This window comes from Jannaschia maritima (genome assembly GCF_030973515.1).
Classification (GTDB): Bacteria; Pseudomonadota; Alphaproteobacteria; order Rhodobacterales; family Rhodobacteraceae; genus Jannaschia; species Jannaschia maritima.
Genome location: NZ_JARGZA010000015.1, coordinates 65,466 through 92,221, shown reverse-complemented (window position 1 = coordinate 92,221; position 26,756 = coordinate 65,466). Strand labels below are relative to the sequence as shown.

Annotated in this window: 30 protein-coding genes; 25 read left to right on the top strand and 5 right to left on the bottom strand. The window is 70.9% G+C overall.

The features are described 5' to 3' along the window. From P0084_RS14450 to P0084_RS14440, 3 genes are all read right to left on the bottom strand, one after another. Positions 1-418: amino acid kinase family protein (locus P0084_RS14450; RefSeq protein WP_459554091.1), on the bottom strand; the 418-nt coding region annotated here is incomplete at its 3' end. Positions 419-499: 81 nt separating this feature from the next. Further along, on the bottom strand, positions 500-1,669 hold the full coding sequence (locus P0084_RS14445; RefSeq protein WP_308917574.1) for a DegT/DnrJ/EryC1/StrS family aminotransferase: 1,170 nt from the start codon (positions 1,667-1,669) through the stop codon (positions 500-502). Positions 1,670-1,722: 53 nt separating this feature from the next. Then, positions 1,723-2,373 (bottom strand): HAD-IA family hydrolase, encoded by a 651-nt coding sequence (locus P0084_RS14440; protein ID WP_308917573.1) that lies wholly within the window; start codon positions 2,371-2,373, stop codon positions 1,723-1,725. 102 nt (positions 2,374-2,475) lie between these two features. Between P0084_RS14440 and glmU the strand changes: the two genes are divergently transcribed. The 5 genes from glmU (at position 2,476) to P0084_RS14415 (ending at position 9,692) form a co-directional block, all read left to right on the top strand. After that, entirely contained in the window at positions 2,476-3,825 is a 1,350-nt protein-coding gene (glmU, locus tag P0084_RS14435) for a bifunctional UDP-N-acetylglucosamine diphosphorylase/glucosamine-1-phosphate N-acetyltransferase GlmU (protein ID WP_308917572.1), read from the top strand. Beyond that, positions 3,825-5,642: a glutamine--fructose-6-phosphate transaminase (isomerizing) gene (gene glmS, locus P0084_RS14430; RefSeq protein WP_308917571.1), complete on the top strand. Its 1,818-nt coding sequence runs from the start codon at positions 3,825-3,827 to the stop codon at positions 5,640-5,642. The genes glmU and glmS overlap by 1 nt, the downstream gene beginning before the upstream one ends. Positions 5,643-5,758: 116 nt before the next feature. Continuing rightward, positions 5,759-6,934: a BaiN/RdsA family NAD(P)/FAD-dependent oxidoreductase gene (locus P0084_RS14425; RefSeq protein ID WP_308917570.1), complete on the top strand. Its 1,176-nt coding sequence runs from the start codon at positions 5,759-5,761 to the stop codon at positions 6,932-6,934. Positions 6,935-7,110: 176 nt separating this feature from the next. Beyond that, entirely contained in the window at positions 7,111-7,584 is a 474-nt protein-coding gene (locus P0084_RS14420) for a cache domain-containing protein (RefSeq protein ID WP_374213664.1), read from the top strand. After that, positions 7,584-9,692, top strand: a complete 2,109-nt coding sequence (locus tag P0084_RS14415) for a methyl-accepting chemotaxis protein (RefSeq protein ID WP_308917568.1) — start codon at positions 7,584-7,586, stop codon at positions 9,690-9,692. The genes P0084_RS14420 and P0084_RS14415 overlap by 1 nt, the downstream gene beginning before the upstream one ends. Before the next feature lie 259 nt (positions 9,693-9,951). Here the strand turns inward: P0084_RS14415 and P0084_RS14410 are convergent, their stop codons facing one another. After that, the gene (locus P0084_RS14410) at positions 9,952-10,461 is read right to left on the bottom strand and encodes a hypothetical protein (RefSeq protein ID WP_308917567.1); all 510 of its coding nucleotides are present in this window, start codon (positions 10,459-10,461) and stop codon (positions 9,952-9,954) included. Between the two features lie 222 nt (positions 10,462-10,683). On the opposite strand from P0084_RS14410, the gene P0084_RS14405 reads away from it, so the two are divergent. The 13 genes from P0084_RS14405 (at position 10,684) to P0084_RS14345 (ending at position 20,985) form a co-directional block, all read left to right on the top strand. Next, positions 10,684-11,847 (top strand): acyl-CoA dehydrogenase family protein, encoded by a 1,164-nt coding sequence (locus tag P0084_RS14405; RefSeq protein ID WP_308917566.1) that lies wholly within the window; start codon positions 10,684-10,686, stop codon positions 11,845-11,847. Between the two features lie 63 nt (positions 11,848-11,910). Further along, positions 11,911-12,204: an AbrB/MazE/SpoVT family DNA-binding domain-containing protein gene (locus P0084_RS14400; protein WP_308917565.1), complete on the top strand. Its 294-nt coding sequence runs from the start codon at positions 11,911-11,913 to the stop codon at positions 12,202-12,204. Continuing rightward, positions 12,201-12,581: a type II toxin-antitoxin system VapC family toxin gene (locus tag P0084_RS14395; RefSeq protein WP_308917564.1), complete on the top strand. Its 381-nt coding sequence runs from the start codon at positions 12,201-12,203 to the stop codon at positions 12,579-12,581. Before P0084_RS14400 ends, P0084_RS14395 begins: the two co-directional genes overlap by 4 nt. After that, positions 12,582-13,034 (top strand): DUF1622 domain-containing protein, encoded by a 453-nt coding sequence (locus P0084_RS14390; RefSeq protein WP_308917563.1) that lies wholly within the window; start codon positions 12,582-12,584, stop codon positions 13,032-13,034. A gap of 15 nt (positions 13,035-13,049) precedes the next feature. Further along, the gene (locus tag P0084_RS14385; RefSeq protein ID WP_308917562.1) at positions 13,050-13,754 is read left to right on the top strand and encodes a flavodoxin family protein; all 705 of its coding nucleotides are present in this window, start codon (positions 13,050-13,052) and stop codon (positions 13,752-13,754) included. Continuing rightward, on the top strand, positions 13,751-14,221 hold the full coding sequence (locus P0084_RS14380) for a lysozyme inhibitor LprI family protein (RefSeq protein ID WP_308917561.1): 471 nt from the start codon (positions 13,751-13,753) through the stop codon (positions 14,219-14,221). Before P0084_RS14385 ends, P0084_RS14380 begins: the two co-directional genes overlap by 4 nt. Further along, the gene (locus P0084_RS14375; protein ID WP_374213663.1) at positions 14,149-15,834 is read left to right on the top strand and encodes a carboxyl transferase domain-containing protein; all 1,686 of its coding nucleotides are present in this window, start codon (positions 14,149-14,151) and stop codon (positions 15,832-15,834) included. The genes P0084_RS14380 and P0084_RS14375 overlap by 73 nt, the downstream gene beginning before the upstream one ends. Positions 15,835-16,036: 202 nt before the next feature. Next, on the top strand, positions 16,037-16,441 hold the full coding sequence (locus P0084_RS14370) for a thermonuclease family protein (RefSeq protein WP_308917559.1): 405 nt from the start codon (positions 16,037-16,039) through the stop codon (positions 16,439-16,441). 54 nt (positions 16,442-16,495) lie between these two features. Next, positions 16,496-16,921 carry an ASCH domain-containing protein gene (locus P0084_RS14365; RefSeq protein ID WP_308917558.1) on the top strand — a complete coding sequence of 142 codons (426 nt, stop codon included), beginning with the start codon at positions 16,496-16,498 and terminating at the stop codon, positions 16,919-16,921. A gap of 2 nt (positions 16,922-16,923) precedes the next feature. Then, a complete protein-coding gene (locus tag P0084_RS14360; RefSeq protein WP_308917557.1) occupies positions 16,924-18,861 on the top strand; it encodes an ATP-binding protein in 1,938 nt (645 codons plus the stop codon). Then, the gene (locus tag P0084_RS14355) at positions 18,858-19,715 is read left to right on the top strand and encodes a hydroxymethylglutaryl-CoA lyase (RefSeq protein ID WP_308917556.1); all 858 of its coding nucleotides are present in this window, start codon (positions 18,858-18,860) and stop codon (positions 19,713-19,715) included. Before P0084_RS14360 ends, P0084_RS14355 begins: the two co-directional genes overlap by 4 nt. After that, positions 19,712-20,221: a DUF6653 family protein gene (locus P0084_RS14350; protein WP_308917555.1), complete on the top strand. Its 510-nt coding sequence runs from the start codon at positions 19,712-19,714 to the stop codon at positions 20,219-20,221. Before P0084_RS14355 ends, P0084_RS14350 begins: the two co-directional genes overlap by 4 nt. After that, on the top strand, positions 20,218-20,985 hold the full coding sequence (locus P0084_RS14345; RefSeq protein ID WP_308917554.1) for a crotonase/enoyl-CoA hydratase family protein: 768 nt from the start codon (positions 20,218-20,220) through the stop codon (positions 20,983-20,985). Before P0084_RS14350 ends, P0084_RS14345 begins: the two co-directional genes overlap by 4 nt. Before the next feature lie 90 nt (positions 20,986-21,075). Here P0084_RS14345 and P0084_RS14340 read toward each other — a convergent pair whose 3' ends face one another. After that, positions 21,076-21,723 (bottom strand): TetR/AcrR family transcriptional regulator, encoded by a 648-nt coding sequence (locus P0084_RS14340; RefSeq protein ID WP_308917553.1) that lies wholly within the window; start codon positions 21,721-21,723, stop codon positions 21,076-21,078. Between the two features lie 180 nt (positions 21,724-21,903). Between P0084_RS14340 and P0084_RS14335 the strand changes: the two genes are divergently transcribed. The 7 genes from P0084_RS14335 to P0084_RS14305 all read left to right on the top strand — a co-directional run bounded on the left by P0084_RS14335 (position 21,904) and on the right by P0084_RS14305 (position 26,724). Continuing rightward, positions 21,904-23,022 (top strand): lytic murein transglycosylase, encoded by a 1,119-nt coding sequence (locus tag P0084_RS14335; protein WP_308917552.1) that lies wholly within the window; start codon positions 21,904-21,906, stop codon positions 23,020-23,022. Between the two features lie 6 nt (positions 23,023-23,028). Then, positions 23,029-23,385 carry a DUF1353 domain-containing protein gene (locus tag P0084_RS14330; RefSeq protein WP_308917551.1) on the top strand — a complete coding sequence of 119 codons (357 nt, stop codon included), beginning with the start codon at positions 23,029-23,031 and terminating at the stop codon, positions 23,383-23,385. A gap of 75 nt (positions 23,386-23,460) precedes the next feature. After that, on the top strand, positions 23,461-23,826 hold the full coding sequence (locus P0084_RS14325; RefSeq protein ID WP_308917550.1) for an NADH-quinone oxidoreductase subunit A: 366 nt from the start codon (positions 23,461-23,463) through the stop codon (positions 23,824-23,826). Positions 23,827-24,053: 227 nt separating this feature from the next. Beyond that, positions 24,054-24,587 carry a NuoB/complex I 20 kDa subunit family protein gene (locus P0084_RS14320; protein WP_308917549.1) on the top strand — a complete coding sequence of 178 codons (534 nt, stop codon included), beginning with the start codon at positions 24,054-24,056 and terminating at the stop codon, positions 24,585-24,587. A 13-nt stretch (positions 24,588-24,600) separates the two neighbouring features. Then, entirely contained in the window at positions 24,601-25,236 is a 636-nt protein-coding gene (locus tag P0084_RS14315; RefSeq protein WP_308917548.1) for an NADH-quinone oxidoreductase subunit C, read from the top strand. Beyond that, entirely contained in the window at positions 25,236-25,490 is a 255-nt protein-coding gene (locus tag P0084_RS14310; protein WP_308917547.1) for a hypothetical protein, read from the top strand. Before P0084_RS14315 ends, P0084_RS14310 begins: the two co-directional genes overlap by 1 nt. Before the next feature lies 1 nt (position 25,491). After that, on the top strand, positions 25,492-26,724 hold the full coding sequence (locus P0084_RS14305; protein ID WP_308917546.1) for an NADH-quinone oxidoreductase subunit D: 1,233 nt from the start codon (positions 25,492-25,494) through the stop codon (positions 26,722-26,724). The last annotated feature ends 32 nt before the right edge of the window (positions 26,725-26,756 follow it).

Sequence of the window (26,756 nt, the reverse complement as noted above, 5' to 3'; positions counted from 1 at the left end):
TGCCCTGGAAGCCCGCGACCACGGCGACCGTCATGCCGGCGGCGAACCTAGCATCCAGGTTTGCCGTCGGGATCTCCCCGATCCGGGCCGATCCGTGGGCGGAGGACGTCCTCAAGGGCACCTGCCCGCCCTGCCAGGACCGGGCGTCGATCCCGTTCTCCTGCAGGACCAGGGCGAGGAGGCCCGCGGTTACGTTCTCGCCCGAGCTGACGACGGCGTCGTATTCGCGGGCGTCGTGCATGGGGCCCGTCTCGTTCACCCATCCGACCAGCTCGTTGGTCTTGCCGGCCATCGCAGAGACGACGACGATCACCTCGTGGCCGTTCGCGACCTCCCGGCCCACGCGCTTCGCCACCCGCCGGATGCGGTCCATGTTGGCGACCGACGTGCCGCCGAACTTCATGACCAGACGCGACATGCCGGCCCCTTCCCTCGATCGGTCGCGGCCATAGGGGAGGGGGGGCGGAAGGGCAAGGCGCGGCTCGGACGGCGCTCGGCGTCAGGTCAGGTGGCGGCGCGCTTCCTCCGCCACGATGCGCCCGACGACGGCGCAGTCGTCCCGGTCGAAGGTCAACGGGATGCGCATGTCGAGCAGGCGGGCCAGAACCGCGTCCGTCCGGGGAAGATCCTGGGCCGCGACATAGCCCCAATGCCTGTGCGTGCTGGTGAAGCCGGTCGCAGCCGCCCCGCCGAACCACTTCCATTCGACGCCGCGGTCCCCGCAGGCGCCGACGAAGCCCGCGACGTCCCCGTGTGGATCGGCCAGCACCTGGATCGACGACCCGACGAACCGCTCTTTCGGGGGGCGGGGCACGACGGACAGGCCGGGGGCCCGCGCGAAGGCGCCTTCCAGCGCGGCATAGAGCGCGTTCCACCGAGCCACCTGGCCGGACAGGGCCCCGATCTGCGGTCGCAGGATGGCGGCCCGCACCTCGTCCATGCGGCCCGATACGTTGGGCACCGTTGCGGCATGGCGGTCGAAGACGGCCTGCGCGGGCGCGGTGCCATTGCGGGCGTGGAGCATGTAGCTGCCCGACAGGAGGACCATGCGCGCGGCCAGGTCGGGGTCGTCCGTGACGATCAGCCCCCCCTCGCCGGAATTAACGTGCTTGTAGGTCTGCGTGCTGAAGCAGCCCACCGCGCCCCACCGCCCGGACGGCGTGCCGTTCCAGGCCGCGCCCATCGTGTGGGCGCAATCCTCGATCACCGTGACGCCAGCCGCGTCGCAGACGGCCATCAGCCGATCCATGTCGCACAGGTGCCCGCGCATGTGCGACAGCAGCAGCACGCGGGCCCGTCCCGCCTTGGCGGACAGATCGTCCAGGTCGATGGTCAGATCCTCGCCGACCTCGATCAGCACGGGCGTCGCGCCGATGGCTGCGATGGCGCCGGGCACGGGCGCCAGGGTCCAGCCGTTCGTCAGGACGGGATCGTCCGGCCCCACCCCCAGCGCGCGCATCGCGCAACCCAAGGCATAGCCGCCCGACGCGACGGCAATGCAGTGCGCCGCCCCGATCCGGGCGGCGAACTCGACCTCCAGGGCCGCGACCTCCGACGGGTCGGCGCCATAGCGGTGCAGGCGGCCGGACCGCATCACCGCGACGGCGGCGGCGATGGCGTCCTCCGGGATGGGCTCCTGCTGCGTGAAGGATCGGGTGAAGCGTTCCATCGCCCGAATGGTCACCGTCCCCCGCCCGCGCGCAAGGGGATATCGCGGGCGGGTCAGCCGATCAGGCGGGCCACCGTCTCGTCGAACCCCTCGTAGTCCCGCAGCCAGGCATCCCCGCCCAGCGCCGCGACAGGTGCGCCGAAGTCCATCAACACCACGGGGATGCCCATGGCCCGCGCGGTGTCGCGGTCCGTGACCGTGTCGCCGATCAGCACCGTGCGCGCGGGATCGCCGCCGGCGCGGGCGACGGCCTCCCGCAAGGGGGCGGGGTCGGGCTTGCGCACGGGCAACGTGTCGGCACCGACGATGCTGTCGAAGGCGTCCACGGCGTCCAGGGCCGTCATCAGCGCCATGGCCAAGCCTTCGGGTTTGTTGGTGCAAATGCCCACCGCATGACCCGTGTCGCGCAAGCGGTCCACGGCCTCCCGCGCGCCGGGAAAGAAGGTCGTATGCGTGCAGACCGCCAGCCCATATGCGTCGAGGAGGGGTCCGTAGCCGGCGTCCACCTCCCCCTCGTCCACGGCGCCCAGGCGCCCCAGGCCCAGGCGCAGCATGGCCCGTCCGCCGCGGAGCGCGGTGTCGCGGTCCTCCGGCGAGGCGGGGTCGAGCGCCACGTCGCGATCCAGGTGGCGGAAGGCCGCGTTGGCCGCGGCGATCAGGTCGGCGGAGGTGTCGCAGAGCGTCCCGTCCAGATCGAAGATCACGCAAGGTTTCAGGATCGTGCTCCCCCCGGGGGCGCCGACTTGCGGCGCGACCCGGGGCAGGTAGAACGGCGCCGGTCCGAGGGAAACCGGAAAGCGCCGTCCATGCCCATAGCCCTGATCGTCCTGGCCGCCGGCCAGGGCAGCCGGATGAGGTCAGACATGGCCAAGGTTCTGCACCGGGTGGCGCACGCGCCCCTGCTGGCCCACGCGCTCCGCGCGGGCGCGTCGCTGGCGCCCGAGCGCACAATCGTCGTCACCGGCCACGGGGCCGACGCGGTGGAGGAGGCGCTCGCCGACATCGACCGGGACGCCGTCACCATGCGCCAGTCCGAGCAGGCGGGGACGGCACATGCGGTGGCGCAGGCCCGTCCCGCGCTGGAAGGGTTCGAGGGGGACGCGATCGTTCTGTATGGCGACACGCCGTTCATCCGATCCGAAACGCTGGCGGCGATGGTCGCGGCCCGCCGGGAAGGGGCGAACGTGGTGGTCCTGGGTTTCCACGCCGCCGAGCCGGGCCGCTATGGTCGCTTGGTCGCCGATGGCGATCGGTTGGAGCGGATCGTCGAATGGAAGGACGCCACGGAGGCGGAGCGCGCGATCACGCTGTGCAACTCCGGCGTCGTGGCCGCGGATGCGGGAACGCTGTTCGCGCTGATCGACCAGGTGGGACGCGACAACGCGGCGGGGGAATACTATCTGACCGACATCGTGGCGCTGGCTCGCGCGGCCCGTCTGTCGGCCCGTGTCGTGACCTGCCCGGAGGCCGAGACGATGGGCGTGAACACCCGCGCCGACCTGGCCGCCGCGGAGGCCGCGTTCCAGGCCCGCGCCCGGGCGCGGGCCCTGGAGGACGGGGTCACGATGACCGCGCCGGACACCGTGTTCCTGGCCCACGACACGGTGCTGGGCCGGGACGTGACGGTCGAGCCGCACGTCGTGTTCGGCCCCGGCGTCACCGTCGAGACGGGCGCTACGATCAGGGCGTTCAGCCACCTAGAGGGATGCCATGTCGGCGGGGATTGCACGATCGGCCCCTATGCCCGCCTGCGGCCCGGGACGGAGCTGGACCGGGGCGTGAAGGTCGGCAACTTCGTCGAGGTGAAGGCCGCGCGCGTGGCCGAAGGGGCCAAGCTGAACCACCTGTCCTATGTAGGCGACGCGGTGGTGGGCGCGCGGGCGAACGTGGGCGCGGGCACGATCACGTGCAACTACGACGGGGTGTTCAAGCACGTGACCCGCATCGGGGCGGACGCCTTCATCGGGTCGAACACGGCGCTCGTGGCCCCCGTCGTGGTGGGGAACGGGGCCATGACGGGATCGGGCAGCGTGGTCACGCAGGACGTGCCGGACGGCGCGCTGGCGCTGGGCCGGGCGAAGCAGGTCAACAAAGACGGGTTCGCCACGCGGCTGATGGCCAAGCTGCGGACGGCCAAGGCGCGGAGGGCGAACTGATGTGCGGGATCATCGGGATACTCGGGGATCACCAGGCGGCGCCCATCATGGTGGACGCGCTGAAGCGGCTGGAATACCGCGGCTACGACAGCGCGGGCATCGCGACCGTCCAGGACGGCACGCTGGACCGACGCCGCGCGGTGGGCAAGCTGGCCAACCTGGCCGACCTGCTGGTCACCGACCCCCTGGCGGGACGGGCGGGGATCGGCCACACGCGCTGGGCCACCCACGGCGCGCCCACGGTCGCAAACGCCCATCCGCACCGCGCGGGTCGCGTCGCCGTCGTGCACAACGGCATCATCGAGAACTTCGCCGCGCTACGGCGTGAACTTTCCGTCGGTGGCGACGGCGACTGGGAGTCGCAGACGGACACCGAGACGATCGTTCGTCTGTGCGAGCATCACCTGAGTCAAGGAAAATCCCCGCAGGACGCCGCGTTCGCGACCATCGACCGGTTGGAGGGGGCCTATGCCCTGTGCTTCCTGTTCGACGGCGAGGACGATCTGCTGGTCTGCGCGCGTGCCGGCAGCCCCCTGGCGATCGGGCATGGCGAGGGCGAGATGTTCGTCGGATCCGACGCCATCGCGCTGGGGCCCCTGACCGACCGCATGACGTATCTGGAGGAGGGCGACCGCGCCGTCGTGACCCGCGCGGGCGCACGGATCTGGGACGGGAGGGGGCGCCAGACCAGCCGCGACGTACAGCGCATCCCCTTGGATTCGCAGCGGATCGAGAAGGGCGGCCACCGCCATTACATGGCCAAGGAGATCCACGAGCAGCCGCAGACGATATCGGACGTGCTGGACGCGTATCTCGACGGCGACCGGGTCGCGCCGCCCGAGGCGGTGGACTTCGCGGCCCTGTCACGGCTGACCATCGTGGCCTGCGGGACGGCCCATATCGCGGGCACGGTGGCGAAGTACTGGTTCGAGCAGTTGGCCCGCTTGCCCGTCGAATGCGACATCGCCAGCGAGTACCGCTACCGCGATCCGGTGATCGCGGCGGACGGGGCGGTGATGGTCGTGTCCCAGTCGGGCGAAACGGCCGACACCCTGGCCGCGATGCGCCATGCCACGGGAAAGGCTGCCAGAATCCTGTCCGTGGTGAACGTGCCCACGTCGTCCATCGCGCGCGAATGCGATGTGGCGTTTCCCATCCATGCGGGGGTGGAGGTGGGCGTGGCGTCCACGAAGGCGTTCGTGAACCAGTTGACGGTGCTGTTGTGCCTGGCCGTCCTGGCGGCGCGGCAGCGGGGCGCCATCGACGCGGCGCGGGAAGCGGAAATCGTGGGCGATATCCGCCGCTTGCCCGGCCTGGTGTCGCAATCTCTGGCCGTGGAGGAGGCGTGCGCCGACCTGTCCGGGTGGCTGGCGGAGGCGTCGGACATCCTGTTCCTGGGGCGGGGGGCGATGTATCCGCTGGCCCAGGAAGGGGCGCTGAAGCTGAAGGAAATCAGCTACATCCACGCGGAGGCCTATGCGTCGGGCGAGTTGAAGCACGGACCGATCGCGTTGGTCGACAAGACCGTGCCGATCGTCGTCCTGGCCCCCCACGACGCGCTGTTCGAAAAGTCGATCAGCAACATGCAGGAGGTCATGGCGCGCGAGGGCCAAGTCCTTCTGGTGACGGACAAATCCGGCGCGGAGGCCGGGGGGGGCGGGGTCCGGGCGACCCTGACGATGCCCGCCTGCCCGCCCCTGCTGGCGCCGATCCTGTACGCGGTTCCGGCCCAGCTGCTGGCGTACCACACGGCCGTCCACAAGGGCACGGACGTGGATCAACCTCGAAATTTAGCGAAGTCCGTGACGGTCGAATAGGGCGTGCACCCCCCGTACACCCCCCGTACACCCCCCGTGCATACGGATCGGCGCATGGGCACCGCGCGTTGCGCGCCTGTTGACCCGAACGGGCGTTCCATGCGCGGGGGCCGATCGTGACGGCCGTCACCCACGACGTCATCGTCCTGGGCGCGGGCGGCGCGGGGCTGATGGCGGCGTTCATCGCGGGGCAGCGGGGCGCCCGGGTGGTCGTGATCGACCACGCGCCGAAGGCGGGCAAGAAGATCCTGATCTCGGGCGGGGGGCGGTGCAACTTCACCAACACCGGCTGCGAGCCCGCCCGCTTCCTGTCGGAGAACCCGCACTTCGCGAAGTCGGCCCTGTCGCGGTACACGCAATGGGACTTCCTGGCTCTGGTCGAACGGCACGGTATCGCCTGGCACGAGAAGACGTTGGGGCAGCTGTTCTGCGACGGGTCGGCCCGGCAGATCGTGGCGATGCTGCTGGACGAATGCGCCGCCGGCGGGGTGGAGGTCCGGCTGAGCACGCCCATCGGCGAGGTCGGGCACGGCGACGGGGCGTTCCGGGCGGGGGGATGCGTCGCGCCCGCGCTGATCGTGGCGACGGGGGGACCGTCGATCCCCAAGATGGGGGCCACGGGCGTGGCCTATGACGTCGCGCGGCGGTTCGGGCTGGGGGTGGTGCCGCCCCGGCCCGCCCTGGTGCCCCTGACCCTGGGGGCGGAGGACGCGGCGTTCCGCGCGATCCCCGGCACGGCCTGCCCATCGGTCGCCAGCGCGGGCGGCGTGGCCTTCGCGGAGGCCGCTTTGTTCACGCACAAGGGCCTGTCGGGCCCCGCGGTGCTGCAGGCGTCGTCGTACTGGGCGCCGGGGGAGGCGGTCGTGCTGGACCTGCTGCCCGGCCGGGGGGACGCGCTGCTGGATGCCAAGCGGCGCCTGCCCCGCGCGCAGGTCCGCGCCGCCCTGGCGGAGGTGTTGCCCAACCGCCTGGCCGACCTGATGGCCCCGCGCCTGGGCCTGTCCCGCCCCCTGGGCGACACGTCCGACGCCGACCTGCGCCGCGCGACGGACGCGCTGCGGACGGTGACGTTCCATCCGTCGGGGACCGAGGGCTATGCCAAGGCGGAGGTGACGGCGGGCGGCGTGGACACCGCCGCCCTGTCGTCGAAGACGATGGAGGCGCGCGGCGTGCCGGGCCTGTTCTTCGCGGGCGAGGCGGTGGACGTGACCGGCTGGCTGGGCGGGTACAACTTCCAATGGGCCTGGTCGTCGGGGGTCGCGGCGGGGGAGGCGGCGGCGCGGATGGGGTGAGGGGGGGCGATGGTTTGCAGGGGGTTTATGGCCGATCAGGACGACGCATGCGGATCGTTTGGCGGCCCGAGACGGCGCTGCGCTGAAGTGCCGTTGGAAGCGTCCCGTGGGACTCACGAACCGTAAAGGATCTCCCCCTATCGCTGTCCCATGACGATCAGGAAGGAGTTCTCCAGATGCAACGTCGATCCATGCTAATCGGAACGGCCGCCTCGGCGGCCACCCTGTTCGGCGTCATGCCGGCCATGGCCGTGAATGAGCGGGGTACGCGAGACGAGGCCGTGGCGATGGTCGACCGTGCCCTCGCTCAATGTCGGGCGGATGGTCTCGATGCGTTGATCGCGTCCGTCAACGCGCAGGACCCGCGCTACGTCGATCGCGACCTCTATGTCTTCGTCAACACGCAAAAGGGAATATCCGTGGGACACGCGGCCAATCCTGCCGTGGTCGGCAACAGCCTGTGGGAGGCGAAGGACCCCGACGGCCTGCTGCTCGTCCAGAAGATCGTCGCCGACGTCGCGTCCGGGTCGCCGGTCTGGGTGGACTACAAATGGCCCGATCCGATCACCGGCAGAGTGCGCCAGAAGTCGAGCTATTGCGTGCTTATCGACCGGGACCACCATCTCGGCGTGGGCATCTATACCGACTGATGTCTGTCGGTGCCGACGCAAGCCACAGCACCGTCGCACAGGTAGCCCGGCAGGCCAAAGAGCGTATGTTCGCCCCGATGCGCGCGATGTCCCTCGTCGGCAAGGGCTTGGTGATCGTGATCGGCTCGGTGGTCAGCTTAGCTGCCGTGATCGCAACCGCGACTTGGTCGTTGATGTCCGCCGACGAGGGATTGGAGGCGCTCGCGGAGGGCTACGGTGGCCGGATCGAGCGCATCAGCGCGTTCAGCGCCGCCGTGCAGCGGGCGCATATCGAGCTCCTCCGGGTCGTCGCTTGGACCGCCGGCGGGGTCGAGGGATCGGCAATGGATGCTCAGTTCGAGCGCGCGATGGAAGCGCTGGACGAGGTGGAATCCGACATGCAGTCCGGTCTCGGATCGCGCGCCCTTCTCGCGGCCGACCCCGCGCTCGCGGAAGCGGTCGAAACCTATCTTTCGGCGGCGCGCTCCACGGTCGACCTATCGCAGGCCAGTCCGCTCATGGCCGGAATGACGGCAAACCAAGCCGATCAACACTTCGTCGAATTGGCAAGTGTCAAGAACGGCTTCATCGCGAGGGAGCGGATGGCACTGCTCGCACTCGTAGCGAACACACGGGGCACGTCGCGACGCACGATCGTACTGTTTGGCGTCATCGGGGCTTTGGGCGTCGTCGTCACGTTGAGTCTGACGACGTCAACCATGATGTCGATCTCGCGCCCCATCGGCTCGATCACGGGGGCGATGCGACGGCTTGCCCGCGACGACCTGGACGCCGAGATCGAAGGGATCGATCATCGCAACGAGGTCGGCGCGATGGCACGGGCGCTGACCGTGTTCCGCGACGCGATGCGCGACGCCGAGGCATTGCGTCGATCCGAGGAGGAGAGCCACGAAGCGCAAGCCGCCCTGGAATGGGAACGAACGCAGGCGCGGCTTGCCTCGGCCGCGGAGGAAGCCGAGCGCGAGCGGCAGAAGCGCGAGGAAATCGCGCTACGCGCCCGGCACCATTCCGTCCTTATCGATGCGGTGGCAGCGGCCGCGGAACGGGCGCGGCACGGTGACTTCTCCTCTCGGATCGACGCGGCCGTACTCGATGGAGAGGGCCGGACCATCGCGGAAGCGGTCAACGCGCTCCAAGGGACATTCGAAGGCAGCCTATCCGAGACGCGCAATGTCCTGCACGCTCTATCGAACGGCATCCTCACAGCGCGGATGTCCGGCATGTTCGAGGGGGCCTTCGCCGACCTCCAGCGCGACACGGACGGACTGGCCGGCAAGCTTCAGTCCACGCTCGGCGAAGTCCAATCCATCGTCGGAGACATCTCTGCGGAGACGGGGGATATCGTCGGCGCGGCGCAAGCGCTGTCGGAGCGAACGGAGGAAACGGCTCGAAGCATCGAGACCGGCGGGGCGACGGTGGCGCAGCTCAAGGACGCGGCCGATCTGGGGTCCGATACGGCCAGACAAGTCGCTGCGGTCGTTCACTCCGCCGTCGAGCGGACCAAGCAGACGGACGGCATCGTCCACGAGACCATCGACTCGATCCGCCGAATGGAGGCCATGTCACGGAGCGTGGCCGATGCCGTGTCGGTGATCCGCGACATCGCGTTCCAAACCAACCTGCTTTCGCTCAACGCAGGCATAGAGGCAGCGCGCGCGGGCGAGAGCGGACGCGGTTTCGCGGTAGTCGCGGCCGAGGTCCGCTCGCTTGCCGCACGCGTCGCCGAGGCCGCTGGCGAAATCGAGACCCTTATCGAGCGGAGTGGCGCGGAGATGCGCAGCGGCGTAGCGCTGGCCGACAGAACCGGTGACGCGCTCGAACAGATGATGGGCGAGATCGAAAGCATCCTGTCGATCGTCGAGGCGGCTCAGGAAGGTTCCGCGGCGCAGGCCGACGGGATCGCGCGTTTCGCCGAACTCATCGCTTCCCTCGAGACCGCCACTCGTGGAGACGCAACGCAACAGCAGAACGTGTCGGACGCTGCGAACTCGATCGCGGAAGCCCTCGAACGGCTTCAAGCCCGCATCGACGTCTTCCAAACAGGCGATGGATGGGATGGGCGCCAAACCGGAGTTCTTACGGTTCCCTCGTTCATGCGAACCGCGTGACCGGTAACCGCGTCGATGGCTTCGAGGGGGAGGAATATGGCGCAGGCCATCGGAACAGCGCGAACGGACCCGTGATGGACGCGTGTTCCCCGTGTCGCCCGTTTCGCGGGGGTCATCGAGGGATTGCGGGGCGTCCTCCGATTCCGGGTCGAACCCCCACGGGACGGCGCCATCGAACGCGGATGCCCGTTCTCCGTCCCGGATCGGCGGTCGGGCCGCCTACGCGCGGTCTTCGGTTATGCCGCCGGCCCTCCGGCCGTCACACCCATCCGCCCATCAGCGGGAACGGGTCGTCGTCGCCGTCGTCCGCCCGTCCGAAGGCGTGGTCCCGGTCGCCCGGGGACAGGGCCCGATGCAGACCGCCAGGGCAGTACCGGTCGGGCACCGCGTAGCCCAGCGCGTGGGCGCAGATCTCGGAGCAGAACCAGCGGCGTTCGGCGTGCGTGCCGATGCGGATCCAGGGCAGCAGGCCCGCCGCCTCGTAGTCGTAGGGGCATCCCAGTTCGCGCCGCGCGCGGTCCCAGGCGTCGGCCCGCGCCCAGGGCACGGTAACGAAGTCCCACTTGCCGGGGTCGAACGTGATCGGCTTGATGCGCACGCCCCGGTCGCGGGCCGACGCCGACAGGCACAGCGCGGTGTTGCCGTCGCGGGGGGTGCGGTCGGCCTCCACCAGCTCGACGTGGCTGTAGCGCGACCGGGTGGCCAGGCGGATCGCCAGGTCGAGCCAGGTGCCGCGGGCCTTGTAGAAGGCGAGGTGGAGTTCCGGCATGTCGCATCCCCCGTTCGATCGCATCGTCCCCGTCCGTGTCGCGCGGGCCGGGCCGGAGGCCAAGTGGGGGAAACCTTACCTTGGGTGAGGGGCCGGGTGTCCGCCGGCGGGCGCGGTTCCGTCCGGCCCGGTCGTCCCGCCGCGCCACGGGCGGCTGGGAATGCGGCGCGATCGCCTCTAGCCTGCGGATCGATGTTCCCCGATCGCGAAGGGTCCCCCGCCATGTTCACCCGATCCATGCCCCTCGACCTGGACGACGACGCGCTTGCGGTGCGCGATGCGGCCCATCGCTGGGCGCAGGAGCGGGTCGCGCCCCTGGCCGCCGCGATCGACCGGGACGGCGCGTTTCCCCGCGTGTTGTGGACCGAAATGGCCGCGCTGGGCTTCCTGGGGATCACGGTGGAGGGCGATTGGGGCGGATCGGGCCTGGGCTATCTGCATCACGTCCTGGTGGTGGAGGAATTGGCCCGCGCCAGCCCGTCGGTGGCGCTGTCCTATGGCGCGCATTCCAACCTGTGCGTGAACCAGATCCGGTTGAACGGGACGCGCGACCAGAAGGACCGGTTCCTGCCCGCCCTGGTGCGGGGCGTGCATGTCGGCGCCCTGGCCATGTCGGAGGCGGGGGCGGGGTCCGACGTCGTGTCCATGACCCTGCGTGCGACCCGGGCGGACGGGGGGTGGCGGCTGGACGGGGCGAAGTACTGGATCACCAACGGCCCCGATGCCGACGTTCTGGTCGTGTACGCCAAGACGGATCCGGGCGCGGGGGCGAAGGGCATCACCGCCTTCGTGGTCGAGCGCGGGATGGAGGGCTTCGCCGCCGGCCCGCCCCTGGACAAGCTGGGGATGCGGGGGTCGCGGACGGCGGAGCTGACCTTCGACGGCGTGCGCGTCCCGGACGCGAACGTCCTGGGCGCGGTGGACGGGGGCGTGCGCGTGCTGATGTCGGGCCTGGACTACGAACGCGTGGTCCTGGCGGGCATCGGCACGGGCATCATGGCCGCCTGCCTGGACGCGGTGGTGCCCTATGCCGCCGAACGGCGGCAGTTCGGGCAGCGGATCGGGGACTTCCAGCTGATGCAGGGCAAGCTGGCGGACATGTACACGGCCCTGGGCAGCGCGCGGGCCTATGTCCATGCCGCGGCGAAGGCCTGCGACGCGGGGCGGATCACCCGCGCGGACGCGGCAGCCTGCGTCCTCTATGCCTCCGAGCAGGCGATGGCGCAGGCGCATCAGGCCGTGCAGGCGATGGGGGGCGCGGGCTTCCTGGCGGATGCCCCGGTCGCCCGGCTGTTCCGCGACGCCAAGCTGATGGAGATCGGCGCCGGCACGTCGGAGATCCGGCGCATGCTGATCGGGCGGGAGATGCTGGCGGGGATGGGATGAATTGACGGATCCACACGAACCTGACAGACGATCGGCTCGTATGGCGACATGGAGCGCGCTGGGATGAGGTGTGGTTTTCGGCAGGCGGTCTTCGAGTTGGACGGGGCGCGGCGCGGTGCGACCGTCAAGGTCGGTGCCGACGGGCGGATCCTGATCCCGGCTTCGATCCGCAAGGCGGTCGGCCTGAAGGCCGGGGGTATGGCGAACCTGCGGATGGACGGCGACCGGTTGGTGATCGAGGATCCGTCGGCCCCCATCCGACGCATCCGGGCGGCCTTCGCCGCGATCGACGTGGACGGCGGATCGTTGACCGACGATTTCCTGAAGGGGCGTCGGGCGATGTGGGGCGACGATTGACGGTCGTCCTCGACACGTCCGCCGTCATCGCGTTCAGTCGGAACGAACCCGGCGCGGACGAGGTCGATGCCGTGATCGCGGAGGCGGTGATCTCGACCGTGAACATGGCGGAGCTCGTCACGAAGCTGGTCCATTTCGGTTACGACGACGGGGCGGCGAGCCGTTTGCTGGGCGACTATCCGTTCGCCGTCCATCCGTTCGATGCCGACCAGGCGAGGATCGCGGGCCTCTTCCATCGGCATACGCGGCCGCACGGCCTGTCCCTGGGCGACCGGTCCTGCCTGGCGCTGGCGAAGCGTCTGGACGCCACGGTCCTTACCGCGGACCGCGCCTGGGCTAGCTTGGACCTGGGCGTCCGGATCGAGGTGATACGCTGAATGGAACACGACACGCACGACGAGGGTGGCGAGAGCGCCGCGACGGGCTTCCTGGACTATGCCCGGGAGGGCGGCGTCCTTTACGGCGAGTTCCACTGGCTGATCGAGGTGCTGGAATGGATCGCGGCGGCCATCGACATCCTGGGCGTCCTGATCCTGGTGCTGGGCGGCGTGCGCTTCGTGGTGGGCTTCGTGCGGGCGGAGCTGTCCTTCGGAAACAGCCTGAAGCGCGTGCGCGGCATCAACACCGAACGGGTGGAGCTGGGACGCTATATCCTTGCGGGGCTGGAGCTTCTGATCGTGTCGGACATCATCCACACGGCGCTGTCGCTGGCGATGGCGGATCTGGTGTTCCTGGGATTGCTGGTGGTCATCCGCTCGCTGGTGTCGTTCTTCCTGGACCGCGAGCTGGCCGAGGTGAAGGCGGAGTTGCGCGAGGACGTGGACCGCTGACGCGGGGGGATCGCGATGGACCTGCATCAGAAGGCCGCCGCCACGTCCGGCGGGGACGCGCCCGATCATGGCGGCCTGCGGGCGGTCTTCGTCAACGCGTCGCTGAAGCGGGACTGGAACGACAGCCGGACCGCCCTGCTGCTGGGCCGGGTGGCCGCACCGATGGAGCGCGCGGGCGTGGCGGTCGACCGGATCCACATGCGCGACCATTGGATCGCCTATGGCGTCGAGCCCGACATGGCGGCGCACGAGCGGGTGCGCGACGACTGGCCGGGCGTGTGGACCCGGATCCGCGACGCCGACATCCTGATCGTCGGCACGCCGTCGCGGCTGGGCGGGGCGAGCAGCCTGTGCCACCAGCTGATCGAGCGGCTGCACGGCATGTCCGGCCTTTCGAACGACCGCGGACAGCCGGTGTTCCACGGCAAGGTCGGCGGGGTCGTGGTGACGGGCCACGAGGACGGCGCGACGCACGCGGCGGCGACGGTCGGCCATGCGCTGTCGTGCCTTGGCTTCACGATCCCGCCGCGGTTCGGTCCCGGTCGGATCGGGGAGGAGGCGGCCGGGTCGATCGACGGCGACGCGGCCGTCCTGGCCCGGGACGCGATGCACCTGGCCCGGGTGCTGCGGGGCGGGTTCCCCGACCACGGCAACGACCGCCGCGCCGGGCAGGGGGAGGGTCGCGACCCGTCGCCGCCGGATCCGGGGCATCGGCCATGAGGCTGGCGGCCCTGCTGATCGTGGTGGCGACGACGACCGCCACGGCGCAGGACCTGCGATACGATCCGGGCGTGACGCTCGGGTGCCTGGCGGGCACCACCGTGTCGGAACGATGCGTCGGCGCGGCCGCGCGGGCCTGCATGGACGAGACGTCGGGCGGGCGCACGACCGTCGGGATGGGCGGATGCCTAGACGCCGAGCGGCGCTTCTGGGACGACAGGTTGAACGCCGCCTACGGCCCCTTGCGGGCGGCGCACCGGGCGGGGGGCGAGGGACCGCGTGCGGACGCCCTGCGTGACATGCAGCGCGCCTGGATCGCGTATCGGGACGCGGCCTGCACCTATGAGCGGATGGGGTGGCTGGGCGGCACGGGCGGGGACCCCGCGACGGCGGAATGCCTGATGGAGGCGACCGCGCGGCAGGCCCTGGTTCTGGAACGTTGGTTGCGGGCGGAGCGGGCGCGGTGATCCTGTCCACGGCGCTCGACCCCGCGTCCGAGGAGGCGCGCGCGAACCGCGCCGCGCACGAGGTGGCGCTGGCGGAGGTGCGGGCGGCGGCGGACGCTGCGGTGGCAGGCGGCGGCGACGCGGCACGCGGCCGCCACGTCGCGCGTGGCAAGATGCTGCCGCGGGATCGTGTGGCGGGCGTGCTGGACCCCGGATCGTCCTTCCTGGAGGTGGGGCTCTTCGCGGGCCATGGCCTCCATGACGGGGCGTGCCCCTGCGGCGGCGTGATCGCGGGCGTGGGTTGGGTCCACGGGCGGCCGGTGATGGTGGTGTGCAACGACGCGACGGTGAAGGGCGGCACCTATTATCCCATCACGGTCAAGAAGCACCTGCGCGCGCAGGAGATCGCGGCGGAGAACCGACTGCCTTGCGTGTATCTGGTGGACAGCGGCGGGGCGAACCTGCCGCAGCAGGACCAGGTCTTCCCCGACCGCGACCATTTCGGGCGCATCTTCCTCAACCAGGCCCGCATGTCGGCGGACGGGATCGCGCAGATCGCCGTCGTGATGGGCTCGTGTACCGCGGGCGGGGCCTATGTGCCCGCGATGGCGGACGTGTCGATCATCGTCCGGGACCAGGGCACGATCTTCCTGGCGGGTCCGCCGCTCGTGCACGCCGCGACCGGCGAGGAGGTGACGGCCGAGGATCTCGGCGGCGGCGACGTCCACACCCGCATCTCGGGCGTGGCGGACCAACTGGCGGACGACGACGCCCATGCGCTGGCGTTGGCTCGGCAGGCGGTGGCGTCGCTGGGTGGCATCGACCGGCAGTCGAGCGAGTTCCCGGAGGATACGGCGACGTGGGACGAGCCGATCCACGACCCGGAAACCCTGCTCGACGTGGTGCCCCCGTCGCCAGCGACCCCCTACGACGTGCGGGAGGTCATTGCCCGGCTCGTGGACGGCAGCCGGTTCGACGAGTTCAAGCCCCGTTTCGGGGAAACGCTGGTCACGGGCTTCGCGCGGATCTGCGGCATCGCGGTCGGCATCGTCGCGAACGACGGGGTGATCTTCTCGGACGCGGCGCAGAAGGGTGCCCACTTCGTGCAGCTGTGCTCGCAGCGGCGCATCCCCTTGGTCTTCCTGCAGAACGTCACCGGCTTCATGGTGGGCCGCGAGGCGGAGCACGGCGGCATCGCCCGCCACGGCGCCAAGCTGGTCAACGCCGTCGCCTGCACCGCCGTGCCCAAGGTGACGCTGATCATCGGCGGCAGCTTCGGAGCGGGCAACTACGGCATGGCGGGCCGGGCCTATGGCCCGCGCTTCCTGTGGACATGGCCCAATTCCCGCATCGGCGTGATGGGCCCCGCGCAGGCCGCGGACGTCCTGGCGACCGTCAGGCGCCAAGCGATGGATCGTGCCGGAACGCCGTGGTCGGCGGAGGACGAGGCCGCCTTCCGCCGCCCGACGGAGGAGGCGCTGAAGGCGCAGTCCCACCCCCTCTATGCGTCCGCGCGCCTTTGGGACGACGGCATCATCGACCCGCGGCAGTCGCGCCAGGTGCTGGTCCTGTCGCTGCGGATCGCCTTGAACGCGCCGGTCGAGGAGACGCGGTTCGGGGTGTTCCGGATGTAGCCCAACGCCCGCCGCAATCGGATGCTTCCATGAAGGGATGAGACGGCGATTGAAGCAGGGTGGCGACGCGGCCACCCCGGTCTGGAAGATGGGGGACCCCCCCGATCCCCGCGGGCGGCCACCCGTCACGGCGATCGGTCCGAGGCCCGCGCGGCGGCATGGAGCCCGGCGAACCCGGCGCGGATGGCTTCGACGGTTCGTGATGGTTCTGGTCCTGGTGCTGATCGCGCCTTTCGTGGTCATCCCGGTGAACGGCGTGGCGAAGTGGGACGGCGGATGCATCGTCCTGGGCGTGGTGGATGGGGACACGATCCGCATGAACTGCCCCCGGTCGGACATCTCACGCGGCCGGATCCTGGGATACGACGCGCCCGAGGGGTGGGGCGGCTGCTTCGCCGAGCGCTGGGGTTCGGTGAAGGCGATGGCCGTCCTGCATTGGGCCCTGCTGCGCGCGGGTCGGATCGAGGCCACGACCCACGGACTGGATCGGTACGGCCGCGTCCTCGTCCGGGTGTCGCTCGACGGGGCCGACCTGTCCGACCGGATGACCGATGCCGGGGTGGCGCGCCCGTATGGCGGGGGGCGGCGGCAGGGGTGGTGCGGCTGACGAGGGGCGGCATCCGCGCTTGTCGCCGGGCCGCGCGGTGATAGGCTTCGTTCCGTGTCCGACGTCCCCCCGCACCCCGCGCTCGCCCCCGTCCTCGCCCGTCATCCCGGCGCGACCCCGTTCCGCTTCGGCGACGGGCCGACGCTGTGCGATGCGCTGACCGACCTTGTGCTGTCCGGCGTCAAGACGGCCACCTGCGGGGCGCTGCGCGACTATCCCCCCGGCGATCCGGACCGGCCCGTCGTGGGTCGGCGCGACGTGGCGTGCCGCTGGGACGGGACCCCTGCCGCTGTGATCGAGACGATCGCGGTGACGGAACTGCCGTTCGATGCCGTCCCGGAGGCCTTCGCCCTGGCCGAGGGGGAGGGGACCTTCGACGAGTGGCGGGCCGGGCATGTCGCCTTCTTCACCCGCAACGGTGGGTGGTCGCCCGACATGATCCTGCTGTGCGAACGCTTCCGCCTGGTCGAGCGGATCTGACGATGTTCCGTACCGTCCTGATCGCCAATCGGGGCGAGATCGCGTGTCGGGTCATCCGCACCTGCCGCCGCATGGGGATCGCCACGGTGGCCGTGTATTCCGACGCGGACGCGGACGCCCCCCACGTGGCCCTGGCCGACAGGGCGGTCCGCCTGGGGGGGGCTGCGCCTGCCGACAGCTATCTGCGCGGGGACGCCATCGTGGACGCGATGCGGGCCACTGGCGCGCAGGCGGTGCATCCGGGATACGGCTTCCTGTCGGAGAACGCGGAGTTCGCCGACGCCGTGGCGGCGGCGGGGCTGGTTTTCGTGGGCCCGTCGGCACGGGCGATGCGGATCATGGGCCGCAAGGACGCCGCCAAGGCCGCGATGCGCGAGGCCGGCGTGCCCGTCGTGCCGGGCCACGAAGGCGCGGACCAGTCGGACGCGGCCCTCGCGGATGCGGCGGCGGCGGTCGGCTATCCGGTGCTGATCAAGGCCGTGGCGGGTGGTGGCGGCAAGGGGATGCGCGCGGTGCACGCGCCGGGCGACTTCGCCGACGCGCTGGGCGCGGCGCGGGCGGAGGCGCGGGGCGCGTTCGGCGACGACCGCGTCCTGATCGAGCGGTTAATCGACCGCCCCCGCCACGTGGAGGTGCAGGTCTTCGGCGACGGCACGCGCGCGGTCCACCTGTTCGAGCGGGACTGCTCGCTCCAGCGCCGCCACCAGAAGGTGCTGGAGGAGGCGCCCGCCCCCGGCATGAGCCCCGCCCTGCGCGATGCCATGGGCGCGGCGGCCGTCCGCGCCGCGGAGGCCATCGGTTACGGCGGCGCGGGCACGGTCGAGTTCGTGGCCGACGCCACGGACGGCTTGCGGGCGGATCGGTTCTTCTTTCTGGAGATGAACACCCGCCTGCAGGTGGAGCATCCGGTGACGGAGGCCGTGACCGGCATCGACCTGGTCGAGTGGCAGCTGCGCGTGGCGGCGGGCGAACCCCTGTGGGTGGAGCAGGACGACCTGTCGCTGGACGGCCACGCGGTCGAGGTTCGACTTTACGCGGAGGATCCGGCGAACGGCTTCCTGCCCGCGACGGGGCAGCTGACCCATCTGTCGTTCCCCCCGACCGTGCGGGTGGATGCGGGCGTGGCGGCGGGGGACCCGATCGGCCCAGACTACGATCCGATGATCGCCAAGGTGATCGCCCATGCGCCGACGCGCGCCGCCGCGCTGGCCAAGGTGGACCACGCGCTGTCGAACGCCCGCGTGGCGGGGACGGCGACCAACCTGTCCTTCCTGCGCCGCCTGGTCCGCGACCCGGACGTCGTCGCGGGCGACGTCGATACCGGCCTGATCGCGCGCAAAGGGGCCGCCCTGACCGATCGCCCCGTGCCGTGCACGCGGTCGCGGTCGCTGGCCGCGCTGGCCGCGCTGGGCCTGGCCGACGGGGACGGGGGGCCCTGGCAGGGCTTCGCCCTGTGGGCGCCGTTGGCCTGGGTCCAGCCCCTCGTCTGGCAGGGGGAGGGGTTCGAGGTCCGGGTCGCCGTGCTGGGGCCGGGTCGGTTCCGCGCCACGCTGGGCGACGCCGTGCACGAGATCGTCCGTGATGGGGCGCGATGGCGCATCGACGGGGACTCCGTCGCCGCGGACGCCGTCCGGGACGGGGACGCGGTCCACGTGTTCTGGGGCAACGTGTACGGCTTCGCCGTGGCGGACCCCCTGGCGCCGGCGGAGGCGGAGGCACCGGGCGCGGACGTGGTGACGGCGCCCATGCCCGGTCTGCTGCGCGAGGTGCGGGTGGCGGTCGGTGACGCGGTGGCGGCGGGCGACCGCCTGGCGGTCCTGGAGGCGATGAAGATGGAGCACGCCCTGCGCGCGCCCCGCGACGGCACGGTGGCGGAGGTCCTGGCCGCTGCGGGGACGCCCGTGGCGGCGGGGGCGGCGCTGATCCGGCTGGCCGGATGAGCGGGCGCGTCGAGATCGTGGAGGTCGGCCCCCGCGACGGCCTGCAGGCGGAGCGGCGGATCGTCCCCACGGCCGAGAAGGTCGGGCTGGTCGACGCGCTGTCGGGCTGCGGCTTCGCGCGGGTGGAGGTCACGTCCTTCGTGTCCGCGGCCTGGGTGCCGCAACTGGCGGACGGGGCGGCGGTGATGGGCGCGATCCGCCGCAGGCCGGGCGTGCGCTATGCCGCGCTGGTGCCCAACGCGCGCGGCTATGCAGCCGCGCGGGCGGCGGGGGTGGACGAGGTCGCGATCTTCGCCAGCGTGTCGGACGGGTTCAGCCGGGCGAACCTGAACGCGCCGGTGGCGGACGTGATGGATCGTCTGCAACCGGTTGCAAGCCGGGCGGCGGCCGATGGCGTGCCGGTACGGGGATACCTGTCCTGCGTGGTCGAATGTCCCTTCGACGGCGCGGTCGCCCCGGAGGCGGTGGCCCGCCTGGCGGAACGGTTCGTCGCGATGGGATGTCACGAGGTCAGCCTGGGCGACACGATCGGCCGCGCCACCCCGGAGGGGGTCGATGCGATGCTGGCGGCCGTCTGCGGGGCGGTGGCGCCGGACCGGCTGGCGGGGCACTTCCACGACACCGCGGGGGGCGCTCTGGCGAACGTCGACGTGGCGCTGGACCACGGGCTGCGGGTCTTCGACGCCGCGGTCGGGGGGCTGGGCGGCTGTCCGTATGCGCCCGGGGCCGCGGGCAACGTCGCCACGGAGGCGGTGCTGGCCCATCTGCGCGACGCGGGGTTCGAGACGGGGCTGGACGCCGATGCCGTGGCGGCGTGTGCTGCGATGGCGCGACGGATGCGGGGGAACGGATGATGGACGTCTGGCGGGGCGCGGAGCGGTTGATGGGGATGGACGACGCGGCCTGGGCACGCCATGCGAGCCCGGCCTCCGTGTGGTCGCGGTTCACGGTCCTGCCCTTGCTGGCCCTGGCCGTGTACAGCCGGGTCTGGTTCGGGGCATGGGCCCTGGTGCCGATCGGGTTGGCGCTGGCGTGGACCTGGGCGAACCCGCGCCTGTTCGCGGCGCCTCCGCGCCTGGATGCCTGGCCCACGCGGGCGGTGCTGGGGGAACGGGTGTTCCTGGTGCATCGCGACCGCATTTCGGCCCATCACCGTCGGGCCGCCGTCCTGCTGACATGGGCCAGCCTGCCGGGCGCCGCGGTGCTGGGCTGGGGCCTGTGGGCGCTTTGGCCCGCCTGGACCGCGTTCGGCGTGGTCCTGACCGTGCTGCCGAAGGCGTGGTTCTGCAACCGCATGGCATGGCTTCACGACGACTGGATCGCGGCGGGCGGCGCGGTGCCCGGTCGGGGGGCGGCATGACCGTCCGGGTGGAGCGCGACGGCCGCGGCGTGGCGACCGTGTGGCTGGACCGGCCCGACATGCGCAACGCCCTGACGGCGGCGATGATGGATGACCTGTCCGCCTTCGCCGCCGACCCGCAGGCCCGGGTGGCCGTCCTGCGCGGGTCGGGGCCGATGTTCTGCGCGGGCGGCGACCTGCGCTGGATGCTGGACCAGATGGACGCGGATCCCGCCACCCGCACGCGGGAGGCGTGGCGGTTGGCCGACATGCTGCGCGCGCTGAACGAGATGCCGGTCCCGTTGATCGGCGCGGTGCAGGGCGGCGCGTTCGGCGGGGGCGTGGGCCTGGCTTGCCTGTGCGACGTGGTGGTGGCCACCGAAGACGCCCGCTTCGGCCTGACGGAAACGCGGCTGGGTCTGATCCCCGCGACCATCGCCCCCTATGTCGTGGCGCGGATGGGGGAGGGCGCGGCGCGCCGCGTGCTGATGTCGTCCCGCCGTTTCGACGCCGGGGAGGCCCGGACGCTCGGCCTGGTCGCGCGGGTGGTGCCGGCGGCCGAGCTGGACGCGGCGGTCGAGGCCGAGATCGCGCCCTATCTCGACTGCGCGCCGGGGGCGGTCGCGGCCGCGAAGGCGCTGGTCCGCCGGTCGGGGCCGCGCATCGACCGCGCGACCGTCGAGGCGGGCGTCGCGGCGCTGACGGAGCGCTGGGCGGATCCGGAGGCGCGGGAAGGGATCTCCGCCTTCCTGGAGAAACGTCGCCCGGACTGGTCGCCGGAATGAGCGGACCGCGCCGGCGCGGTCCGTTCCCCCGGCCGAGGAAACGGACCCGATCCGTCCCGGCGCCGCGCCACGCCCGCATGGCGGCGGGGGTCACGCCCGGGCCGGACGCGCGTCGTGGGCCTGCGGCTGGAGTTCCCATATTCCGCCTGCCGCCGGGGCGTCGGCCGTCGCCAAATGGGACGCGATGATGCGATCCAGCGCGTCGCGCGCGACCTCGCGGTGGCGTTCGGACAGCCCCAGCGTGCGGACGAGCTTCCAGTGCCCGTACATCGTCGCCACGAACACATAGGCGATCTCGTCGCACCGGTCGGCGCCGAGGGACGGATGCTCCCGCGCGACGGCGTCCGAGACGAAGCGGCCGAGCGCCACGCTCTGACGGCGCAGGGCCTCCCGCACGGGGGCGGATTCGGCGGCCCGCGACATCAGCGCGTCGTACACCCGTTCGTCGGCGGGCTTCGGCACCGCGCCCACGAGGTCGAAGTGGAAGTCGAGGATCAGGTCCAGACGGCTGCGGTCGCCCGTCGGCAGGGCGAGGCACGAACGGATGGCGTCCTTGTACTCGGCCTCCAGCCGGGCGCAGACGGCCAGCATCAGCGTGTCGTGGTCCTTGAAGTGATAGCGCACCAACTGCCGCGACGTGCCCGCCATCTGGGCGATGCGGTCGAACGACATGTTGGGAAGCCCGTGGCGCAGCAGGGCGGCGAACGCCCCTTCGACGATCTGATCACGTGTAGACAACTCTTTACCCATAACAAAAACGGCCCTTTAACAAACACTTGGGCCCCCGGCGATACAAACTAACGGCAAACTTTCGCCGCGCAAGAGACGAGTTCGAGTAGAAAGAGGAACGAATTGTTTTCAATTCGAACGGGAACGGTCCATCAACCGATTCGAATGGGACGGGAAAGGGTTGCCGCGATGTTGGACCGGCGTGGATTCTGCGTGTCGTTGCTGGTGCTTGGCGGTTGCGCCGCCACCCCGGGCGGCGTGCCCGCCGCGGCGGCGCCGACCTTCCGCCCGGTGCCCGATGCAGGCTGGGATGCCTGGGTCGCCGCCTTCCGCGGACGAGCCGCCGCGGAGGGAATCGGGGCGGGAACGCTCGAATCAGCGTTCCGCGGGGCGGGCTTCCTGCCCGGCGTGATCGAGCGCGACCGCAACCAGGCCGAGTTCCGCCGCGGGTTCGAGGATTACCTCCAACTGGTCGCCTCCGAGGCGCGGGTGGCGGAAGGCCGCGCCGCCTTCGCCCGGCAGAGCGGGACGCTGCGGGCGATCGAGGGGCGGTACGGCGTGCCCGCCCCGATCGTGGCCGCGATCTGGGGCATCGAGAGCCGGTACGGCGCGCGGCGAGGGACCGTGCCGGTCGTGTCGTCCACCTCCACGCTGGCCTACGAAGGACGGCGGGGCCGGTTCTTCGAGGCGCAGCTGCTGGCCGCCCTGCGCATCCTGCAGAGGGGCGACGTGACGCCGGAGCGGATGGTCGGCAGCTGGGCGGGTGCCATGGGGCACACCCAGTTCATCCCCACGTCGTTCCAGTCCTTCGCGGTCGACTTCACCGGCGACGGGCGCCGCGACATCTGGTCCGACGATCCGACCGACGCCCTGGCCTCCACCGCGGCGTACCTGTCGCGATCCGGCTGGCGGCGCGGCGAGGCCTGGGGGCGCGAGGTCGCGCCGGGGACGGGCGGACGCACGCTTCGCCCCGATGCGGGTGGCCCGGTCTTCGCCGTGGGGCGCAACTTCGACGTGATCAAGCGGTACAACAACTCCGACAACTATGCGCTGGCGGTGGGGTACCTGTCGGACCGCATCGCGGGGGGCGGGCCACTGCGCGCCGCCTTCGGACCCGACGCGAACGGCTTGACGCTGGAGGATCGGATCGCGTTGCAGCGCGGGTTGAGCGCGGCGGGGTTCGACGCGGGCACGCCCGACGGCGTGTTCGGCGACCGCAGCCGCGCGGCCCTGGCGCGGTGGCAGGCCGCGACCGGACGTACGGCGGACGGCGTGCCCTCCCCCGCGGCGGTGGCGGCCCTGCGCTGAGCGTCCGTGTCGCGATTCACCGAACTGGCGGACTGGTACGAGCCCGTTCCGGGGCCCGGCGCGCTGTTCCGCACGACCGCCGCCCTGCCGTGGGAGGTCGGGCGCGTGGGATCCGGCCTGTGGGTCACGGTGCCGCCCGGCTACGTGTTCGACGTGTCCATTCCGCGCTGGGCGGGTCTGGTCTTCGACCGCCACGACCCCCGGTACCTGAAGGCCGCCGCCCTGCACGACTGGACGCTGGAGGCCGGGTGGAACCGCGTCGCCGCCGCCGGGCTGTTCGGGTCGGCCCTGAAGGCGGACGGGGTGGGCCTGCTGCGCCGCGTCGTGATGGTCGTGGCAGTGATCCTGTGGCGTTTCGACTGACGCCCCCGGGGCCCGTTGACCGCCCGCGCGGGGCGACCTAGACCCGTCCCCGGACCGCGACACCGGAGGCGACCCATGGACGAGATGCTGCGCGAGTACCTGCCCATCCTGGTCTTCCTGGGCGTGGCGGTGGGCCTGGGATTGGTGCTGATATTGGCGGCCGTGATCCTGGCGGTACGCAATCCCGACCCCGAGAAGGTGTCGGCCTACGAATGCGGGTTCAACGCCTTCGACGATGCCCGCATGAAGTTCGACGTCCGGTTCTATCTCGTGGCCATCCTGTTTATCATCTTCGACCTGGAGATCGCGATGCTGTTCCCCTGGGCGGTCAGCTTCGCGGGCCTGTCGGATGCGGCCTTCTGGTCGATGATGGTCTTCCTGGCCGTGCTGACGGTGGGCTTCGCCTATGAATGGAGGAAGGGCGCGCTCGACTGGGAGTGAGCGCACCCGCGGCTCCCTGGTGGCGCCGGGGCCGAAGGACGCCCGCGATGGTTGGATCGGGACGCGACGGCCCGTCCCCGCGTGCGCTGCGGTCGCATCGCAAACCGTCCCGGGACGACCTATCTGTCCTGTAGCAGGGGTGCGTTGACCCCGTATTTGGGGCGGGCTAGACCGCCCCCGCGCCCGCCGGACCAGACGCCGCGGCCGCCATCCGAAGGAGACGTCGCATGGGTTTGCAGACCGGGCTGAACACCGCGGACGCCGACAAGGAACACGCCACCCAGCTTCTGAACCGGGAGTTGACGGACAAGGGCTTCCTTCTGACGTCGACAGAGGACATCATCAACTGGGCGCGCACCGGCTCGCTGCACTGGATGACGTTCGGCCTGGCCTGCTGCGCGGTCGAGATGATGCACACCGCGATGCCGCGCTACGACGCCGAGCGCTTCGGCATGGCCCCGCGCGCGAGCCCGCGCCAATCGGACTTGATGATCGTGGCGGGAACGCTGACCAACAAGATGGCGCCCGCGCTGCGCAAGGTCTATGACCAGATGCCCGAACCGCGCTATGTGCTGTCCATGGGGTCCTGCGCGAACGGCGGCGGCTACTACCATTACAGCTACAGCGTGGTGCGGGGCTGCGACCGCATCGTGCCGGTGGACCTGTACGTCCCCGGCTGCCCGCCCACGGCGGAGGCGCTGCTCTATGGGTTGTTGCAGCTGCAGCGCAAGATCCGCCGCACCGGCACCCTGGTCCGCTGAGGGAGGCTTGGCCATGGCACTCGTCGTCACCCCGCACTTCGCCCCCGCCGACGCGCTGGAGGAGTTGCAGGCCCATGTCGAGCTGAAGCATCCCGACCTGGTGTCCGGCTCGTCCATCGACCGGGGCGAGCTGTCGCTCGACGCCGTGGCGTCGGACGTCCCCGCGCTGGTGGAGTTCCTGCGCACCGACGAGACGTGCAACTTCACGTCGCTCGTGGACATCACGGCGGTCGACCATCCCGGGGACGCCAAGCGGTTCGTCGTGGTGTACCATTTCCTGTCGATGCACCGGAACCAGCGCATCCGGCTGCGCGTGCGCGTCCGCCCCGACGAGATGGTGCCATCGATCACCGACATCCACCCGTCCGCCAACTGGTTCGAGCGGGAGGTGTTCGACATGTTCGGCATCCTGTTCAGCGGCCACCCCGACCTGCGGCGGATCCTGACCGATTACGGCTTCCGCGGCCATCCGCTGCGCAAGGACTTCCCGACGACGGGCTACACCGAATGCCGCTACGACGAGGTGCAGAAGCGCGTCGTTTACGAACCCGTCAGCCTGACCCACGAGTACCGGCAGTTCGACTTCATGTCCCCCTGGGAGGGCGCGGAATACGTGCTGCCGGGCGACGAGAAGGGGGAGAAGGGGTGATGGCGGTCGCCGATGGAGAAGAGAACGAGATCCGGTTCAGGAATCTTTTGGTCGATACGCAGCTAAAGGTCCTGCAACTCGACGAGATCGAGGCGCGCATCGCCAGGCGGGTCGACGAGAACAGACAATTCAAGGCGGATATCGACCTGAAGGAACGTCAGGCGCGGACCGAGTTCCTCAAGGTGGCGATCGCCCTGCTCGCCGCCGGAGCCGTAATCGGCGGCGTGATCGTTCGACTTTGGACAGGAGCATGACATGATGGACGGCGACCTGGACCCGCGCGGCTTCTCCGACGCCCAGACGGGCGAGCAGAAGATCCGTAATTTCAACCTCAACTTCGGCCCCCAGCACCCGGCGGCGCACGGTGTGCTGCGCCTGGTGCTGGAGCTGGACGGCGAGATCGTGGAGCGCTGCGACCCGCATATCGGCCTGCTGCATCGCGGGACCGAGAAGCTGATGGAGAGCCGGACCTACCTGCAGAACCTGCCGTACCTGGACCGGCTGGACTACGTGGCGCCGTTCAACCAGGAACACGCCTGGTGCCTGGCGATCGAGAAGCTGACCGGCGTGCAGGTGCCCCGCCGCGCCAGCCTGATCCGCGTCCTGTACTGTGAGATCGGGCGCATCCTGTCGCACCTGCTGAACGTCACCACGCAGGCTATGGACGTCGGCGCCCTGACCCCGCCGCTCTGGGGGTTCGAGGAGCGCGAGAAGCTGATGGTCTTCTGCGAGCGCGCGTCGGGCGGACGGATGCACATGGCCTATAACCGGCCGGGCGGGGTGCATCAGGACCTGCCCGCGGGTCTGTTGGACGACATCGAGGCGTGGACCGAGACGTTCCCCGCCGTTCTGGCCGACATCGATGGCCTGATCACCGCGAACCGCATCTTCAAGCAGCGCAACGTCGACATCTGCGTCGTCAGCCAGCAGGAGGTGTTGGACTGGGGCATGTCGGGCGTGATGGCCCGCGGGTCGGGCATGGCCTGGGACCTGCGGCGCGCCCAGCCCTACGAGCTCTACGACGAGTTCGAGTTCCTGATCCCGACGGGGACGAACGGCGACTGCTACGACCGCTACCTCGTGCGGATGGAGGAGATGCGCCAATCGCTGCGGATCATGAGGCAGGCCATCGCCAAGCTGCGCGAACCGGAAGGGCAGGGCGACATCCTGGCCCGCGGCAAGCTGACCCCGCCCAAGCGCGGCGACATGAAGACGTCGATGGAGAGCCTGATCCACCACTTCAAGCTCTACACCGAAGGGTTCCACGTGCCCGAGGGCGAGGTCTATGCCGCCGTGGAGGCGCCGAAGGGCGAGTTCGGGGTGTACATGGTCAGCGACGGGTCCAACAAACCCTATCGCGCCAAGCTGCGCGCGCCGGGGTATCTGCACCTGCAGGCGATGGATCACCTATCGAAGGGGCATCAGCTGGCGGACGTGGCGGCGATCATCGGGACGCTGGACGTCGTGTTCGGGGAGATCGACCGTTGATAGGAAGCCTAGTTGCGGCTCTTAGCTTGATG